The organism is Flavobacterium johnsoniae, from assembly GCF_001879205.1.
GTDB lineage: Bacteria > Bacteroidota > Bacteroidia > Flavobacteriales > Flavobacteriaceae > Flavobacterium > Flavobacterium johnsoniae_A.
In genome coordinates, this window is record NZ_MLFK01000006.1 from 118,832 (window position 1) to 137,500 (window position 18,669).

The 18,669-nt window shown below is 34.9% G+C and carries 13 protein-coding genes; 5 read left to right on the plus strand and 8 right to left on the minus strand.

What is annotated here, in order from left to right; all coding sequences use genetic code 11:
• Positions 1 to 2: 2 nt before the first annotated feature.
• Positions 3 to 1,628 (minus strand): L-glutamate gamma-semialdehyde dehydrogenase, encoded by a 1,626-nt coding sequence (pruA, locus tag BKM63_RS09775; RefSeq protein ID WP_071636429.1) that lies wholly within the window; start codon positions 1,626 to 1,628, stop codon positions 3 to 5.
• 193 nt (positions 1,629 to 1,821) lie between these two features.
• On the opposite strand from pruA, the gene BKM63_RS09780 reads away from it, so the two are divergent.
• The 4 genes from BKM63_RS09780 (at position 1,822) to pdeM (ending at position 7,828) form a co-directional block, all read left to right on the plus strand.
• Positions 1,822 to 2,877 (plus strand): ligase-associated DNA damage response exonuclease, encoded by a 1,056-nt coding sequence (locus BKM63_RS09780; RefSeq protein WP_071636430.1) that lies wholly within the window; start codon positions 1,822 to 1,824, stop codon positions 2,875 to 2,877.
• Positions 2,878 to 3,026: 149 nt separating this feature from the next.
• A complete protein-coding gene (locus BKM63_RS09785; protein WP_071636431.1) occupies positions 3,027 to 4,628 on the plus strand; it encodes an ATP-dependent DNA ligase in 1,602 nt (533 codons plus the stop codon).
• 97 nt (positions 4,629 to 4,725) lie between these two features.
• On the plus strand, positions 4,726 to 7,185 hold the full coding sequence (locus BKM63_RS09790) for a ligase-associated DNA damage response DEXH box helicase (RefSeq protein WP_071636432.1): 2,460 nt from the start codon (positions 4,726 to 4,728) through the stop codon (positions 7,183 to 7,185).
• Between the two features lie 7 nt (positions 7,186 to 7,192).
• The gene (gene pdeM, locus BKM63_RS09795) at positions 7,193 to 7,828 is read left to right on the plus strand and encodes a ligase-associated DNA damage response endonuclease PdeM (protein WP_071636433.1); all 636 of its coding nucleotides are present in this window, start codon (positions 7,193 to 7,195) and stop codon (positions 7,826 to 7,828) included.
• On the opposite strand, the gene apaG is transcribed toward pdeM, so the two are convergent.
• The 6 genes from apaG to map form a co-directional block, all read right to left on the minus strand.
• Positions 7,825 to 8,211: a Co2+/Mg2+ efflux protein ApaG gene (gene apaG, locus BKM63_RS09800; RefSeq protein ID WP_012023834.1), complete on the minus strand. Its 387-nt coding sequence runs from the start codon at positions 8,209 to 8,211 to the stop codon at positions 7,825 to 7,827. The genes pdeM and apaG overlap by 4 nt on opposite strands.
• A gap of 79 nt (positions 8,212 to 8,290) precedes the next feature.
• Complete coding sequence (locus BKM63_RS09805) at positions 8,291 to 9,550, minus strand: DUF5103 domain-containing protein (RefSeq protein WP_071636434.1); 1,260 nt, start codon at positions 9,548 to 9,550, stop codon at positions 8,291 to 8,293.
• A gap of 85 nt (positions 9,551 to 9,635) precedes the next feature.
• Positions 9,636 to 12,536, minus strand: a complete 2,901-nt coding sequence (locus BKM63_RS09810) for a DEAD/DEAH box helicase (protein WP_071636435.1) — start codon at positions 12,534 to 12,536, stop codon at positions 9,636 to 9,638.
• Between the two features lie 117 nt (positions 12,537 to 12,653).
• On the minus strand, positions 12,654 to 13,427 hold the full coding sequence (locus BKM63_RS09815; RefSeq protein WP_056204700.1) for a class I SAM-dependent methyltransferase: 774 nt from the start codon (positions 13,425 to 13,427) through the stop codon (positions 12,654 to 12,656).
• Positions 13,428 to 13,467: 40 nt separating this feature from the next.
• Positions 13,468 to 13,872 (minus strand): GxxExxY protein, encoded by a 405-nt coding sequence (locus tag BKM63_RS09820; RefSeq protein WP_071636436.1) that lies wholly within the window; start codon positions 13,870 to 13,872, stop codon positions 13,468 to 13,470.
• Positions 13,873 to 13,937: 65 nt separating this feature from the next.
• Positions 13,938 to 14,756, minus strand: coding sequence for a type I methionyl aminopeptidase (gene map / locus BKM63_RS09825; RefSeq protein WP_071636437.1), 819 nt, complete (start codon positions 14,754 to 14,756; stop codon positions 13,938 to 13,940).
• Positions 14,757 to 15,000: 244 nt separating this feature from the next.
• Between map and BKM63_RS09830 the strand changes: the two genes are divergently transcribed.
• Positions 15,001 to 16,254, plus strand: a complete 1,254-nt coding sequence (locus BKM63_RS09830) for a DUF445 domain-containing protein (protein ID WP_071636438.1) — start codon at positions 15,001 to 15,003, stop codon at positions 16,252 to 16,254.
• A gap of 345 nt (positions 16,255 to 16,599) precedes the next feature.
• Here the strand turns inward: BKM63_RS09830 and gpmI are convergent, their stop codons facing one another.
• The gene (gene gpmI / locus BKM63_RS09835; RefSeq protein WP_071636439.1) at positions 16,600 to 18,117 is read right to left on the minus strand and encodes a 2,3-bisphosphoglycerate-independent phosphoglycerate mutase; all 1,518 of its coding nucleotides are present in this window, start codon (positions 18,115 to 18,117) and stop codon (positions 16,600 to 16,602) included.
• Positions 18,118 to 18,669 lie beyond the last annotated feature (552 nt).

Below are 18,669 nucleotides of genomic sequence, written 5' to 3' on the forward strand. Positions count from 1 at the left end.
GATTAACCTAAGAAAGGATATCTGTAATCTTCTGGAGTTACAAAAGTTTCTTTGATTGTTCTTGGAGAAGCCCAACGCAATAAATTCAATGCAGAACCTGCTTTATCGTTCGTTCCAGAAGCTCTTGCGCCTCCAAATGGCTGCATTCCAACAACTGCTCCGGTTGGTTTGTCATTAATATAGAAGTTACCGGCAGCATTTTGCAATTTAGTTGTAGCAACTTCAATAGCATAACGATCCTGGCTGAAAACTGCTCCGGTTAAAGCATATTCAGAAGTAGTATCAACTAATTCTAAAGTCTCTTCCCATTTTGCATTTTCATAAACATAAATCGTAATAACAGGTCCGAATAATTCGGTTTCCATTGTAGTATATTTTGGATTTGTAGTTACAATAACCGTTGGCTCAATAAAATATCCAACAGATTTATCGTAATTTCCGCCCACGATAATTTCCGCATCAGCATCTTTTTTAGCCTGATCGATGTAGCTTGCTAATTTATCAAAAGAGCCTTCATGGATAACTGCTGTAATGAAGTTTCCGAAATCTTCCGGAGAACCCATTTTCATAGATTTTACGTCAGCAATTAATTGTTCTTTCACAGCAGGCCATAAACTTTGCGGAATATAAGCTCTTGATGCAGCAGAACATTTTTGACCTTGGAATTCAAAAGCACCACGAGTAATACCTGTAGTAACCTGTTTCACGTTTGCGCTTGGATGTGCAATGATAAAATCTTTACCACCTGTTTCACCAACGATTCTTGGATACGTTTTATAATGGTGAATGTTTGCTCCAATTTTAGCCCAGATATCTTTAAATACGTGAGTTGAACCTGTAAAGTGAACTCCTGCAAAATCACGACTTGCTAAAACTGTATCGGTAATCATTAAAGCATCACCAAAAACTACGTTGATAACGCCATCAGGAACTCCAGCTTCTTTGAAAACATCGATAATGATTTTTGCAGAAAATACCTGGCTGTCACTAGGTTTCCAAACCACAACATTACCCATCATAGCAGCACTTGCAGGAAGATTTGCAGCGATAGCGGTAAAGTTAAAAGGAGTAATAGCGTAAATAAAACCTTCAAGAGGTCTGTATTCTACACGATTCCAAACAGTAGAATCTGATTTTGGCTGATCGTTGTAGATTTGAGTCATAAACTCAACATTGTAACGTAAAAAGTCGATTAATTCGCAAGAAGCATCAATTTCTGCCTGATGAATATTTTTAGACTGACCAATCATGGTAGCAGCGTTAATACGAGCTCTGTATGGTCCTGCGATTAATTCAGCAGCTTTTAAGAAAATAGCAGCACGTTGTTCCCATGCCATATCTGCCCATGCTTTTCTTGCTTCAAGAGCATTTGCAATTGCTTTTTCAATATGTTGTTTTTCAGCTAAATGATATTTACCAACGATGTGTTTGTGATCGTGTGGTGCTGATATTGTTTTTGTATTTCCAGTTCTGATTTCTTCGCTTCCAATATACAAAGGAACGTCAATTTGAGAATTCCACAATGTGGTATACGCTGCTTGAACAGCTGCTTTTTCTGGTGAGTTCGGCGCGTAGCTTTTTACAGGCTCGTTTACCGCTTTTGGTACATGAAAGAATCCTTTTAACATGGGATAAATTGTTTTAAAATTTACGAATTGTTTAATTTTCTACAAAAGTACAAATGATAATTTGATTATATCACAATACAATATTAAAAAGTTGTAATTTAATAAACTAATCAGATGAAGTTGTAAAACATGGATTAGTATAAAGCTTTAAATTTGAGATACTTCTGAAAAGAACGTTTTTAAATGTACTACTATGAAAATTCCCCTTTTAGCTTTTAATGACAAAGGTATTTATTGCCAGCAGGCAGACGTTTATCTGGATCCGTGGCGCCCTGTGAAAAATGCAATTATTACTCACGGACACGCCGATCATTCTCGCTGGGGACATCAAAATTACATTACACATAATATGAATGTGCCGATTATTAAACATCGGCTGGGAGAAATAAATGTTACCGGAAAAGAATGGGGGGAAACCTTTGTGATAAATAATGTAAAATTTTCACTTCATCCTGCCGGACATATTATTGGGAGCTCGCAGATTCGCGTAGAACATAAAGGCGAAGTCTGGGTTTTTACCGGAGATTATAAAACCGAAGATGACGGAATTTCAACTCCCTATGAAGTAGTAAAATGTGACACTTTTATAACCGAATGCACTTTTGGTTTACCCGCTTTTAACTGGACACCGCAAGCTGAAGTTATTTCTGAAATCAATAATTGGTGGGCAGAGAACAGGGCGGAGGGAAGAACTTCAATTCTGTTTGGATATTCTTTAGGGAAAGCACAAAGACTTTTAAAATATTTAGATACTGATATTGGAAAAATATATACACACGGTGCAATCGAAAATATGACGAATGTTTTACGGCCAATGGTTTATTTTCCGCCAACAGAATTAATTACCAGAGAAACAAAAAGAGAAGCACTTTTAGGAAATATAGTTCTCGCTCCGCCAAGCGCACACGGAAGCATCTGGATCAGAAAAATGACGCCTTTTGTTACCGGTTCTGCAAGCGGCTGGATGGCGTTTAGAGGCGCAAGGCGCAGACGTGCCATAGACAAAGGTTTTGTTTTAAGCGACCACTGCGACTGGCATTCTTTATTAGAAAGTGTTAAAGCAACAGGCGCCGAAAGAGTAATCTGCACGCACGGTTATACCGATATTTTTGCCAAGTATTTAAGAGAATTAGGTTACGACGCCAGAACAGAAAAAACACAATATGAAGGCGAAAGTGCTGAAATGGAAAAAGAAGAAAAAGAAACCGAAGCAGATCAAAATGAAACTTCGATTATTTCTGAAAAGTAATTAACACATAGAAACATAGATTTAAAATCAATAAAAATGAAAAAGGTTGAAATAGCTATGTTTATTTAAACAAGTGAAACGCCTTTAATCTCAAAGAGAAGCTATGCTTCTATGTGTTAAAATTAATTATGCGGTTAAAATGAATATAGATGAAGAATTTCGCCCAACTCATAAAAACACTTGACAGTTCAAATAAAACGAATGTAAAAGTAGATGCACTAACGACGTATTTTAAAAATGCATCGCCGGAAGATAAAGTGTGGACAATTGCGATTCTTTCGCATCGTCGCCCGGCGCGTCCTGTTAATACGACTTTGCTTCGGCTTTGGGCAAATGAACTGGCAAATATTCCATTATGGCTTTTTGAAGAAAGTTATCATATAGTGGGAGATTTGGCCGAAACAATCGCCTTAATTATTCCAACAACAAAAGAACATTCAGATAAAAGTTTAACCGAATTCCTTCAGGAAATCATCGCTTTAAAAAAGAAAACAGATGCTGAGAAAAAAGAATACCTGCATGAAAATTGGGTTGCTTTAAATTATTACGAGCGTTTTGTTTTTACCAAATTAATTACCGGAAGTTTTAGAATCGGCGTAAGCCAAAAACTGATGACAAGGGCCTTATCCAAAGCAGAAGATGTTGATGAAGATGCATTGGCTTATAAATTAATGGGAAATTGGAATCCCAATACGATCACGTTTCAGGAATTAATTCTGGATGAAAAAAGCTCAGATTACTTATCAAAACCTTATCCGTTTTATCTCGCGTATCCAATTGAAGGTGATGTTGAAGATTTAGGAAATCCCGAGGACTGGTCTATTGAACATAAATGGGACGGAATTCGCTCGCAGACGATTATTCGCGATGATGAAATTTACGTCTGGTCAAGAGGTGAGGAGCTCGTTACCGATAAATATCCGGAGTTTAAATCCTTCGTGGGCATTATTCCCAACGGAACCGTTATCGATGCAGAGATTTTGGCTTTTCCCGAAAATGAAATCGGAACTTTTAATGATCTGCAGGCTCGAATTGGACGCAAAACCATATCAGCAAATCTCTTAGAAAAAGTCCCCGTGATTTTAAAAGCTTATGATATTTTAGAATGGGAAGGGCAGGATATTAGAAATCTTCCGTATATAGAAAGAAGAATTTTACTGGAGAATTTATATGAAGAAATCAGGCATCAAACGAATTCTTTCCGACTTTCAGAAAGAGTGGCCTTAACTTCCTGGGAAGATGTAACAAAAGAAAGAGAACGCGCCCGCGAAATGAAAAGCGAAGGTTTGATGTTAAAACGAAATGCGTCACCTTATCAGGTGGGAAGAAAAAAAGGCGATTGGTGGAAATGGAAAATTGAACCTTTGGTAATCGATGCCGTTCTTACATACGCAATGCGCGGACACGGACGACGCTCGAATTTGTTTACCGATTATACTTTTGCACTTTGGCAGAACAATGAAAAAGGAGAAAAAGAATTGGTCACTTTTGCAAAAGCCTATTCCGGTTTAACCGATGCCGAATTCAGAAAAGTAGACGATTTTATAAAGAAAAATACTTTAGAACGTTTTGGCCCTGTTAGAAGTGTAACGCCAAAATTGGTTTTTGAAATTGGTTTCGAAGGAATTTCGCTTTCTAAAAGGCATAAAAGCGGTATCGCAACCCGTTTTCCAAGAATTTTGAGATGGCGTCAAGACAAAAAAATAGAAGAAGCCAATTCTATTGAAGATTTAAAAAATATGATTTTATAAAAGGTTCAAAGGGACAAAGTAACAGAGTTTCAAAGAAAAATTAGGAAACAGTTAAACTTTGTCCCTCTGAGCCTTTGCAACTTTGAACCTGAAAAAAATGAATAGGGACGAATTATATGTGTTAGCCGAAAATTGGTTTAAAAGTCAGGGGTGGAAATCTTTTCCGTTCCAGACTCAAACCTGGACTGCTTTTCTGCAGGGAAAAAATGGCTTACTGAACGCTCCAACCGGAAGCGGAAAAACTTATGCCTTGTGGTTTCCGGTAGTTCTTGATTACATCAAAAAAAATCCCGATTATAAAACCAAGCACAAAGCCGGATTAAAAGCCATTTGGATTACGCCTCTGCGAGCACTTTCTGTAGAAATAAAACAAGCCGCAGAACGAATTATTACAGATTTAGATCTGCCGTTAACAGTGGGGATTCGTTCCGGAGATACTACTCAAAGCGAAAGAGCAAAGCAGAAAAACAAAATGCCTGATCTTTTAATTACAACGCCAGAAAGTTTACAGTTGCTGCTTGCGTCTAAACAATACGAAAAAACATTTGCCAACTGCGGGGCGATTGTAGTTGACGAATGGCACGAATTGTTAGGTACAAAACGGGGTGTTCAAATGGAATTGGCGCTTTCGCGTTTAAAAACGATTACACCAAAAATGCGCATTTGGGGAATTTCAGCAACAATTGGCAATCTCGAATTAGCACAAGAAGTTTTGTTAGGTCATAATACAGAAGCATACAAAAATTCGGTTTTGATTAAAGCGCATATCAATAAAAAAATCAAAATTGAATCGATTCTTCCGGAGAAAATGGAAACTTATCCGTGGCGCGGACACATGGGTTTGCATTTAATTGATGAGGTTGCCAAAATCATCAGAAGAAGTAAAACTACTTTGATTTTTACCAATGTGCGTTCGGCATGCGAAATTTGGTTTCAGGCCATTTTAGATAAATATCCGGAATTTGCGGGCGAAATGGCCATGCATCACGGAAGCATCAGCAGAGAAACTCGTTTGTGGGTTGAAGATGCCATCAGAAAAGAAGAATTAAAAGTCGTGGTTTGCACTTCGAGTTTGGATCTCGGCGTGGATTTTGCACCAGTTGAAACGATTATTCAGGTGGGCGGACCAAAAGGCGTTGCGCGTTTTTTGCAAAGAGCCGGAAGAAGCGGCCACCAGCCCGGAAAAGAAAGTGTGATTTATTTTCTTGCTACACACGCAATGGAATTGATCGAAGCTTCGGCACTAAAAAAAGCAGTCGCCAAAACTGTTGTTGAAGACCGAATGCCGTATTTAAACAGCTGGGATGTTTTGGTTCAATACTTAAATACGCTCGCCGTTTCTGACGGATTTTTTCCTGATGAAATTTACGAAGAAGTCAAGACAACATTTTGCTATCAAAATATAACAAAAGAAAACTGGAACTGGATTTTAAATTTCATTACAAACGGAAGCCAGAGTCTGCAGGCGTATGACGAATTTAAAAAAGTAGAAATTGAAGAAGACGGACGTTTTAAAATTAACAGCCGTTTTATTGCCATGCATCATCGTATGCAAATGGGAACTATTGTGGGCGATGCAGTTTTGAATGTAAAATTTTTAGGCGGGGGATTTATTGGAACTGTCGAAGAATGGTTTGCTTCAAAATTACAACGAGGCGATGTTTTTACTTTTGCCGGAAGGCGACTCGAGTTATTCCAGATAAAAAACATGCAGGTTTTAGTGCGAAAAGCCGATCCTAAAAAAACGGCGCGTGTGGTAAGCTGGATGGGCGGTAGAATGACATTATCAGCACAAATGAGTGAATTGCTCCGGGAGGAATTGTATGCTGCAAATACAGAACATTTGTCTCCTGAATTAAAAGCGCTCAGACCTATTTTTGAAAGACAGCGAAAAGAAAGTATCGTGCCCAATAATGATGAATTTTTAATCGAAACTTTTAAAACCAGAGAAGGCTTTCATGCTATTTTTTATCCTTTTGAAGGGCGTTATGTGCATGAAGCAATGGCTAGTTTAATTTCGTATCGTATTAGTCTGCTTTCGCTAATTACTTTTTCTCTCGCTTATAATGATTATGGATTTGAATTGCTTTCTGATCAGGAAATTGATATGGAGGCCGTTTTTGATAATGATTTATTTACGACAGCTTACGTGCATCACGATCTGCAGAAAAGTTTAAATTCGACCGAAATGGCGCGTAGAAAATTTAGGGATATTGCTGTTATAGCAGGTTTGGTTTTTACCGGAATGCCCGGAAAACCAGTTAAAACAAAACATTTGCAAAGCGGTTCGCAATTGCTTTTTGAGGTTTTTAGAGATTATGAACCGGATAATTTATTATTACAGCAGGCTTTTATAGAAACATTTGAACATCAATTAGAAGAAGGGCGTTTGATTGAGGCAATGGAAAGAATAAGTAACCAGACGATTGTCTGGAAACAATGCAAAAAACCTACGCCGTTTAGTTTTCCAATAATTACAGATCGCTTGAGAGAGAAAATTTCCAGCGAAACATTACAGGAAAGAATCAAAAAAATGACGGCGAGCTACATGAAATAATTACAACATGAAAATTAAGATAAACAATCACGAATTCGTTTTACATCAATCCGGTGCTGCTTTTTGGGAGGAAAAGAAAATACTCCTGATCTCTGATCTGCATTTAGGGAAAATTGTGCATTTTAGAAAACATGGAATGGCAATACCTGAAAAAGCTGTTCTTGAAAATTTTGCGAGATTAAATGAAGTGTTGGGTTTATTCGATGCAGAGACGATTATTTTTCTCGGAGATTTATTTCACAGTAAAATCAATAACGAATGGAACTTTTTTTCAGATTGGACTAAAACAGTTTCTCAGCAGATTATTTTGGTTGAGGGCAATCATGATATTATTTCAAAAAAAAACTACGCTGATCTAAATATCGAAATTTACGAAGAATTAATAATCGACGATTTTCTGCTTACACATCATCCCACAACAAGAGAAAACTTTTTTAATTTTTGCGGACACATTCATCCCGGAATAAAACTAAAAGGATTGGGCAGGCAGTTTTTGAGTTTATCCTGTTTTTTTAGAAAACCGCAGCAATTGATTTTTCCTTCTTTTGGAGAATTCACAGGTAATTTTTATCTGATTCCCGAAGAAAATGATAAAGTTTATGCATTAACAAAAGAAGAAGTAATAGAAATAACCCTGCATTAGTTTAATGCAAAAGGAGCGCACATTCTAAAAGTAGGAACAATAACTTTGAATGTTTTGGTTGTTGTGAAATTGATCATATTAAAATGACCTTTCATAGCACCATAAGGAGATGATAATAAACAACCAGAGCTGTAAGTGTGATTTTCACCAGGTTTTAGAACTGGTTTTTTTCCTATAACGCCTTCGCCGTCAACAATATCTAAATCGTTTAAAGAGTCAAAAATTTCCCAGTGACGAGAAGTTAACTGAACAGAATCTTTACTGTGATTTTCAATTGTAACTACGTAACTAAAAGCAAAGTGAATCTTGTAGTTCTTGAAGTATGTACCTTCAAAACTAGTTAAAACCGATATTTTTATGCCTCGTGTAATTTGAGAAACCATACTAACCTAGTAAATCTGTGTGCGTTATAGGTACAAAGCTACGAAAAAAAACTATGAATCCTAAAACCTTAACAATGTTTTAATTAACGATGTTTATTGAGTTTGCATTGCCTTTTCCGATAACTCTTTGATAACGATCTGTACTTTCTCTGTAATAAACTAATATAGTGTACTCGTTTTCTGTCTGATAAAAATTTCCGTCAACGGCATTTTCAAAATCAATATTTCCTTTTTTATCAGCAATTGTATATTGAAAATTAGTGAAACCCTGCTTGATCATTACCGCTTTTTCAAAAACAGCCTTGTCTGCATTATAGTCCATTTTGTATTCTGGCGAAATGCTGTAATTATTAAACATTCCGGTAATATAAATATCTTTATTAAGCATGAAGGCAGGTGCCGAAAGTGTAAAATAAACCCAGGCATAATCGGCTTCAATACTGTTGTCAGAACCGTTGATGTTTTTAACCACAAAATTCCCGTTTACATCCTGATAATTGGTGTAAATCTGATTTCCTCTTGCAGCATTTGTGTACAAATACGCATTGTAGATATCATTGTTAGAACCAATTCTTCCTACATTATTATTGGCTGCCCGAATGTCTTTATTTTCAAAATATAAAAATTCATTACCGGCCCAAAATTGCGTTTCAGCATCGTATTTATAAACCAATTGATTCCCGATAGTATATTGTGGTACAATGTTTTTAATAGCAGTATTGAAGTTTCCATTTTGTAATAAAAGAACCTTTACATTCTGGGTTGGCGTTTGAAAAGTAATATCATTTGAAGCAATCGTGAAATCCAGATTATGTTTGTGCTCAATATTGTTGAGGTTTCGGGTTCGTTTTACCTGCGCTGCAACTGTACAATGTTCTTCGTATACGATAAATTTTCGGGATAAAACGACTTCTTTATCTTCATTTAAAATTTTCAAAATATAATTTCCGGATAATCTTATCTGGGTTGTAAATTGATTTGGAAAAGGAAGTCTGTAATGGGAGTAAACCTGAAGTGTATTAAAGGAATTAGAATAATCTGTAATTCGCTGGCCGTCAAAACCTCTTAAATAATCTGTTTTAGGAATATCGCTTGGTTTCCAGTTGTAATCGCAATGTGTAATTTCGAAATAATAATTGGCTTCGTTTCCAAATAAGTCATCAAACTCAAATTGAAATGTCGAATTCAGTTCAAATATCGGAACGACATTATTGCCATTCTGAACAAAAGTTACGGTTTTAATATTGTATGGAGGAACTACCTCAGTTTGGATTTCCTGGGCTTTCGCCGAAGTAAAAATAAAAAGCGCAATTAAGCTTTGATATAAAAAATTTGGCATCTTATTACGTTGTAAGATTGTAAATATAAGAATTTTATTAAACGTATTAAGATGCCAATTTATTGGTTAAAAAAAAAGGAATTGGCTAAGAATTCAAAATGTACTCTAAATTAGCTTCGATTTCATCATTGATATAGCTTTCTTCTAAAAGGGAATCAGACAGTAGTTTTTTGTTTTCCTGCAGTTTGATAATTTTTTCTTCTACTGTATTTTTAGAAATAAAACGAATAACGTTTACTTTATTTAACTGCCCAATTCGGTGTGCTCTTCCTACTCCTTGTTTTTCTGCAAAAGGATTCCACCACGGGTCTAAAAATAAAACATAAGAAGCTTTTGTGATGTTCAAACCAACGCCTCCTGCTTTCAGCGAAATAAAAAACAATAAAGGATTTTCTTTTTCCTGAAACAATTTTACCTGCTGTTCTCTTTTTCCTGAAGGGGTTTCACCGGTAATTTCGCAATATTCTATTTTGTTTTCTCTGCACCAATCTGTATAAAAACTCAAGTTGGTAACAAATGAGCTGAAAATGATTACTTTTTGTTTTGCTTTGACTAAATTATCCAGATAATTGGTAACGGCAATATATTTCCCGGAATCAATTTCTGATTCCTGATCTATCATTTTCGGGTGATTACTCAACTGTCTTAACTTCATCAGCGTATTGATTATACTGATTTTATCAGGACTTGAACCGTCTGTTTTTAATAAAAAGTTACGCGCTTTCGATTTTTCTTTTTCATATAATTTTTCCTGTTCAGGATCCATATCGCAATAATAAATCTGTTCGGATAACTCGGGTAAATCTTTTAAAACCTGTTCTTTGGTTCTTCTTAAAATATAAGGCTGCACGAGTTTTTTTAATTCAGATAAAACATCTTCATTCTGTTTTTTCTCAATTGGAATTTTAAAGTTTGCTGCGAAAAAATTATACGTTCCCAGAATATCCGGGTTTATAAACTGCATCTGCGACCATAAATCGTCAAGCGAATTTTCGATTGGCGTACCGCTCAGTGCGATTTTATGCCCTGTACTTATTTTATTTATAGCTTTGAAAATCTTAGAATCTTTATTTTTAATATATTGACTTTCGTCCAGAATTAAATAACGGAAATCATATTTTTCTAAAATTGAAATATCACGATGAATAATGCTGTAACTCGTAAAAATTAGATCGGTTGCTGCTAATCTGCTCGCTAATTGTTTCCTGTCATTACCCACATATTGCATTTTTGAAAAATGCGGCGTGAATTTTCCGGCTTCATTAAACCAGTTAAAAACCAATGAAGAAGGCAAAACAATCAAGGCTTTAAGCGGTTCTCTTTCGATTGTAGTTTCGTTTGCAAATAAATCAAAATTGGTCGTTTTCGTGGTGAATCCTAATTGTTCCTGAACGGCAACGAGAACAGCTAAAGTCTGCAGCGTTTTTCCAAGTCCCATATCATCAGCTAGGCACGCACCCAAATTGGAATTAAAATGTCCTAAAAGCCATTTTACACCATCAATTTGATACGGTCTCAATGTTGCTTTTAATAAATCAGAAGCAATATATTCGGCTTTATAAGTTACTTCGTCTTTAATTTCAGGAATCGCATCCAGTGCAGTAAAATTACTTTTTCGTAAAAGTAAGTTCCCGCTTTCTGTTTTGGCCAGTTTTGCAAGTGAACTGTATTTACTAAACCATTCTAAAGGAATCAAAAAGTAGTTTCCGTCAGGCAGAGCAAAAAGTCTTTCCTTGCTTTTTATATTTGGAATAATTTCACTGAAATTAATCGTGTAAGTTCCAATTGTAATGATGATTTTAATGTCAAACCAATCTCCATTTGTGTCTTTTGAAGCCGAAACAGTGTGGTTTTCTGTAATGATTTCTTTGCTTTCGAGTTTTAAATTTTGAATATTGAAACCTAAATTTTCCAGCTTTTCCTTATGGTCAATTATCAATTGAATATTGGCATAGGGATCAGAAGTTTCAGCATCAGAATTCAGCCCAAATAATTCGTTTTTAATTTTTGCTAAACCAATTTCAATTAATTTATCGGCATATAAATTTTCGTCAGTATTTCGTTTAAACTGAATAATTTTAGGTTCATTGGTAACACTAAAATCAACGAATGAATGCGTTTTTTTTGTTTTACTTGCATCAAATGAATATCCGTTATAATCAAAATAAAGGTTGAGATAATAGCAGTTTTTGAAGAAGTCAAAAACGGGCTGAATGGTGCAGGATACAATTGTATCGCGAAGCTCGATTTCAAAACCTGTTGCTTCGATGTCAATTTTTTTTGCTATTTCCGGAATGAAATTCTTAAAATAATCATCAACTAATTTTGAGGGTATTTCGATTGATTTTTTCTTTAAAAAAGGCATTAGTTTTTTGGCATTAAGCTCTTTTAACTGTCCTAATTTTTTATTGATAATTAACCAGCCCGGCTCATCCAGCAGTATATCGACATTGCGGTCCATAGGCAAAAAAGCCGTTTCGTTTTCTTTTAAAGAAAGGGTATAGGTGATTCCTTCGGCATGTTTGTCAAATTGAATTTGTGGTTCAAAATAAAGCGGACTTATATCAACTCTGGAACGATAGAAATCTTTTTCGGGTCCAAGATTTATAGATAAGGGAAATTGCTCCTGAACTATGAGGTTGTAAAATGAGCTTAAATGAAATTTTAAATGCTGACGGATTGCAAACTCAATTTTAGAATCTTTTTGCAAATCAGCAATAGTTTTAGCTGATTTGATTTTGGAACTGAATTTTTTAAATATGAATTCAGGTTTTAAAGATTCGCAGGCAGTCAGTATTTTTTTTGTATTAGAATCTAAATTTTCAAAAACAATTCCGAAGCTTTCAATTATGCCGGGGGTTGCTTTTTTATCCAGATATTTTATTTCATCGGTATCCTCAATAATGTAGGATGTTGGGATATAGGTATTCAGGTTTTTTTCAAAACTGATGTCAAAACAAAATTGATATGATTTTGAAGGTTTCAAGGTTTAGGGATTTGATTGGCTTATAATTAGGGATTGGGCAAAAAAAAAGAGTTTTCAAATTATTACTATTTTGAAAACTCTTTTTTAAATGAACTTAGATCACTTATATGGTGAAAATTAGTTTTCCTGTTTAAAGCAAAGTGGAATGATTTCGCCTTTTGCTAAACAGTATTTCTCAACTAATTCTGGTGCAATTTTGTTGGTATAATCTTCTTCAATTACGATAAATCCAATGCTTCTTAATTTGTCAAAATAATCTCTTCCGTAAATACGAACGTGATCATATTGTCCAAATATTTTAGCGCGTTCTTTTTGATCTGTAATAGAATCATCGGCAAAAGTCACTTCACGGTTTAAATCCTGCGGAATCTGTAAAATAGCCATTCCGCCCGGTTTTAAAACACGGAATAATTCCTGCATCGCTTTCGTGTCATCCGGAATATGTTCTAAAACGTGATTGCATAAAATGACATCATACTCATTGTCTTTAAAAGGCAGATTACAGATGTCTGCTTTTACATCGGCCAAAGGCGAAAACAAATCGGTTGTCGTATAATCCAAGTTTTTCTGCTTGCGAAATCTTTTGTAAAAAGCTTGTTCCGGAGCAAAATGAAGTACTTTTTTTGGTGCTGTAAAAAAATCAGTCTGATCGTTTAAATACAACCAAAGCAAACGATGTCTTTCTAACGAAAGTGTGCTTGGCGAAAGCACATTATTACGCTGTTTTCCGTATCCGTAAGGCAAAAACGATTTAAAACTTCTCCCGTCGATAGGATCTGTAAATTTATCTCCTTTTAATGAGAAAGCTAAAATTGGTCGCGCAACATAACTCAAACGAATTAATAATGGGCGGGGGATTGTATTAAGTACGAGTTTAAAAAGTTTTTTCATGGGGCTGTTTCGCAGAGTTACACAAAGTAGGCAAAGAGCTTCACAAAGTGTTTATAAATCTTTTTATATTGTTTTTTAATATTTTTGAATCAAAATTAATGAGCAATCCTAATGGATAATTTCCTAGTTTCAAATAAGTTAATATTTGGGCAAAATGTACTTCCGTAAAAGCTTCAACAGTTTTTAATTCAATTACTATTTTATTTTCTATCAGTAAATCAATTCTATAACCATGATCTAATTTTATGTCCTTATAGATTATGGGTAAAGCTTTTTGTTTTTCAACAATTAAACCAGAATTCATAATTTCATAATACAAACATTCCTGATAAGCAGATTCTAATAGACCAGGGCCTAATTGTCTGTGAACTTCAATCGCTAAACCAATAATTTTATATGAAATAGAATCTAGCTCATTTTGAGAGACTAAATTTTGAGAATTCATTTTAAAGGCGTATAAATAATTTTTGTGAATCTCGGCGTATATCTTTGTGAATCTTTGCGTAATAACTATAATACCAAAGGCACTTTTCTGAATTCGTCTTCTTCGTTGCTTTCGATCCCCAGGGCTTTATAGATGTATTGGAAAGTCGATAATAATTCTGGTTTTCCGTCTATTAAAGCTACATCGTGTTCGAAATGGGCACTTGCTTTTCCGTCAGCAGTTAAAATAGTCCAGCCGTCTTTTAATTGTTTTATATTTCTTGTTCCAAGGTTGATCATAGGTTCAATTGCAACAACCATTCCTTCAACAAAAAGTTTTCCGCGGCCGCGTTTTCCGTAGTTTGGCATTTCCGGTTCTTCGTGCATTTTTTGCCCTAAACCGTGCCCAACTAATTCGCGAACCACTCCGTATCCGTGAGATTCTGTATATTTTTGAATCGCATTTCCAACATCTTCTACGCGATTTCCGGCTTTAAATTCTCTAATTCCAACATAAAGAGATTCTTTGGTTACTTTTAGAAGTTGTTTTACTTCCGGAGCAACTTCTCCAATTTCGAAACTATAGGCGTGATCTCCGTGATATCCGTTTTTAAATGCACCGCAGTCAACAGAAATTACATCTCCATTTTTTAAAGGCGTATTATTCGGGATTCCGTGAACAACCTGAGCATTTGGACTCATGCAAAGTGAATTCGGGAAATCGTATAACCCCAAGAAACTTGGAACCGCACCGTGATCACGAATAAATTCTTCGGCTAATTTGTCAAGATATAATGTAGTAACTCCTTCTTTAATTTCAGAAGCAATCATTCCTAATGTTTTCGATACGATCAAAGCACTTTCGCGCATTAATTCGATTTCTTCTCTGGTTTTTTGGATGATCATATTTTTCAGATTTTCAGTTGGCAAAAGTACAATTTTTATCTCATTTTTTAAGTTATTTTTTTGACGCGAATTGTCGAATTATTAAGAATGGAAAATTTTAAAATGGATTTCATAAATTTTATATTTTAAAAATTTCATAAAGAAGTTTTGTATAAAATTCGTGAATCAGAGACTGTTTAAACAGTGATGAGAATCAAATATCTCGCAAAAAAGCCCTAAATTAGTAGTAAAAACGAATCTAATCATGAAAACTATTATAGATCAAGATATATCAAAAGTAAAGGCTTTAAGAAAGATGAAAGGAAATGCTCTGGCACTTTTGGGTGTTGCAGTGCTCTTGTTTATTATTGCTATTTATTTCAAAATTCCGATGCTTCAGGCTTTTAGCGAAGCGGCGATGGTAGGAGGAATTGCCGATTGGTTTGCAGTTGTGGCTTTATTTCGCCATCCTATGGGAATCCCGATTTGGCACACGGCCATTATTCCGACGAAGAAAAATGAAATTGGAGAAAACTTAGGGAATTTTGTTTCAGAAGAATTTTTAAACCGGGAAAAATTAGAAATTAAACTAGAAGAATTCAACTTCGCCACAAAAGCTTCAGAATGGCTTTCGCAAAACGAAAATGCCAATAAAATTGCCAATGTAGTTGCGGTAAATATTATCCCGGGAATTTTAAAAACCATAAAAGACGAAGACATTAAAAGGTTTATTCAGGTTCAGTTTAAAGAAAAACTGGAGGCAATAAATTTTGGAGACTGGATTGCGCTGGCCTTAGAACCTTTGCACAAAGGAAATGTAAAAGATGAACTTTTAACGAATGTGCTCGAAGTGATGAGCAATGAGTTAACGAATAACAAAGATTTGATTCGAAAAAAAGTAAAACAATCTACGCCATTTTTGAGTTTTGGCTTAGCCGATAAAAGTATTTCAGAAGGGATTTTTAATGGCTTACAGGAATTTTTAAATGAAGCCAAAAAACCGCAAAGCGAAATAAGGGTTAAAATTGATGAATATGTTTATGATTTCTTGGAGAAAGTAAAAAACTCTGAAGAAATGAGAATTAAAATCAATAATATGATTCTGAGTTTTGCCGGAAAAAAAGAAGTTCAGGATTATATTAACGGAATTTGGGATGAAATAAAACTTTCGATAAATAATGACTTAAATAAAGGTGATGAGTCTTCAATAAAAAATAATATTGCCAATGTGATTCAGGTATTCGGAAACGGACTCAAAGAAGATTCTGTGATGATAGACAAAATCAATAATTTTATTAAAAATGATGTTTTGTCGATTCTTTTAAACAACAAAAAAGTAATTGGAGATTTAATTTCGTCAACCGTAAAAAGCTGGGATGGAAAAGAGGTTTCTGAAAAACTGGAATTAGAAATCGGAAAAGATCTTCAATACATCAGAATCAACGGAACTTTGGTAGGAGGAATTATTGGACTTGTGATTTATGGGGTTGAACAGCTTTATCATTATTTTGTTGTTTGATATTGAGTAATAGATACGAATCAGGCTGAGCGAAGCTGAAGCCTTTTTTGAGTTAAACGTCATGTGCCTTTGACTTCGCTCAGGCTGACAAAATGGGATATTAGAAATATAAACCATATAAGTGATATAAGTAAATATAAATAAGCATTGTTTAATTTAAGAAATGAAAATCACATAAGATAAAAGCTAAACTAAGCGTTACATTTTGGTATAAAATAGTTCTCGCAAAGTCGCAGAGGCGCAAAGTTTTATAAATTTCTTTGCGGCTTAGCGTCTTTGCGAGATTTTTTAAGTTCGATTTGAATGAACTTATTATTACTTATATGTTTAAAGTTTAAGCGTTTTCTACAAAAGCGAATGACAAGTCATTGCATTTGGCTGCTGTACTCCCATTAATTCTAAAATAGTAGGAGCAATATCGCCTAAAACACCATCCTGAATATTTTTCAAGTGTTTATCTACTAAAATAATAGGTACAGGGTTTGTGGTGTGGGCTGTATTTGGGCTTCCGTCAGGATTAATCATCGTTTCGCAGTTTCCGTGGTCTGCAATTACAATTGTGGTGTAATCGTTAGCAAGAGCAGCTTCGATTACTTTTTTAGCGCAGGCATCAACGGCTTCGCAGGCTTTAATTGCAGCGCTCATAATTCCGGTGTGGCCTACCATGTCTCCATTTGCAAAATTCAAACAAACGAAATCCACTTCGCCTTTGTTTAATTCAGGAACAAGAGCGTCGGCTAACTCGTAAGCGCTCATTTCCGGCTGTAAATCATAAGTTGCTACTTTAGGAGAATTTCTTAAAATTCTGCTTTCTCCTTCAAAAGGGACTTCTCTTCCTCCAGAGAAGAAAAATGTTACGTGCGGATATTTTTCAGTTTCGGCAATACGAATTTGTTTTTTACCTGCTTTTTCTAAAACTTCGCCAAGAGTTTCGGTAATATTATCTTTATTGTAAACTACTTTTACGTTTTGGTATGTTTCGTCGTAATTGGTAAGTGTTACATAATACAAGTTTAACTTGTGCATGTTTTGCTCATGAAAATCTTGTTGTGAAAGCGCTTCCGTAAGTTCACGGCCTCTGTCTGTTCTAAAGTTAAAGAAAATGACAACATCACCTTCAATAATTGTGGCTAAAGGTTTTTGTTCTTCATTAACAATTACTACCGGCTCAATAAATTCGTCAGTAACGTCGTGTGCATAACTGTCAAGAACACTTGCTACAGCATTTGTAGACGGAATTCCCACTCCGTTAACTACTAAATCGTAAGCTAATTTTACACGTTCCCAGCGTTTGTCACGATCCATTGCATAATAACGGCCAATGATAGAAGCAATTTTTACAGGAGTATCTTTGATATAATCTTCTAAATCGTGAATGTATTTTGCTCCGGATTTTGGGTCAACATCACGTCCGTCTGTAAAAGCGTGAACGTAAACCTGATCTAAACCATATTCCTGAGAAGCATCAATTAGGCCTCTTAAATGAGAAGTATGAGAGTGAACACCTCCGTCAGAAACTAATCCTAAAAAGTGTACTTTTTTATTGTTTTCTTTAGCGTAAGTAAAGGCATCAATTAAAACTTGTTCTTTAGCCAGTGTTTTGTGGGCTACGGCTAAATTTATTTTGGCTAAATCCTGATATACAATTCGTCCGGCACCAAGATTCATGTGCCCAACTTCACTGTTTCCCATTTGACCTTCAGGTAAACCAACATTTAATCCATCGGTACGAAGCTGTGCGCTTGGGTAATTTTTGTAAAGACTGTTTATAAAAGGAACATTTGCATTGTCTATTGCAGATACTTTAGGGTCAGGAGATTTTCCCCAACCATCTAAAATCATAAGGATAACTTTTTTGTTCATTACATTTTTGTTTTCTACAAAGATAAGTCATTTCTAAAATTTGGAGAGAAAGCTTTATTACATTTATGTTTAATAAAATGAAGTGTAACAAAAAATACTAATTTAATTATAGAACTCTTTATTTTTTAAAATTAATTCACACTAAGCTCTTTTTCTAAGCTTTATTTTTGACAGCGCTTTTGAATGTCAAATATTGGCACAATGAAAAATGTGATGAAGACCTCGCTGATTCAAAGTTATTTTTTAGGGGCTGTTAATCAAAATAGTAATCAAAAAAAGAATTACTAAATATATGGTTTAAAGTAGAAAATGTTTCTGTTTTAATGCTTTAATTTAAAAAAAACAGGCTGAATTTTGTTCTATTTATTACATTCTGAGTTTCAATATTTCCATTTTCTTCTGTTTTTTTTAAGAAAATACGCTGAAATGTTATGATTTTTTGAGTGGGAAATAATCTTACAGAAAGAATCATTTTATGTTAATAATGTTAAAATTTAAGCAAAAAAGGCCTGATTTTCAGGGTTATATTTTGCGTGGGGTGATTTTTTTCTA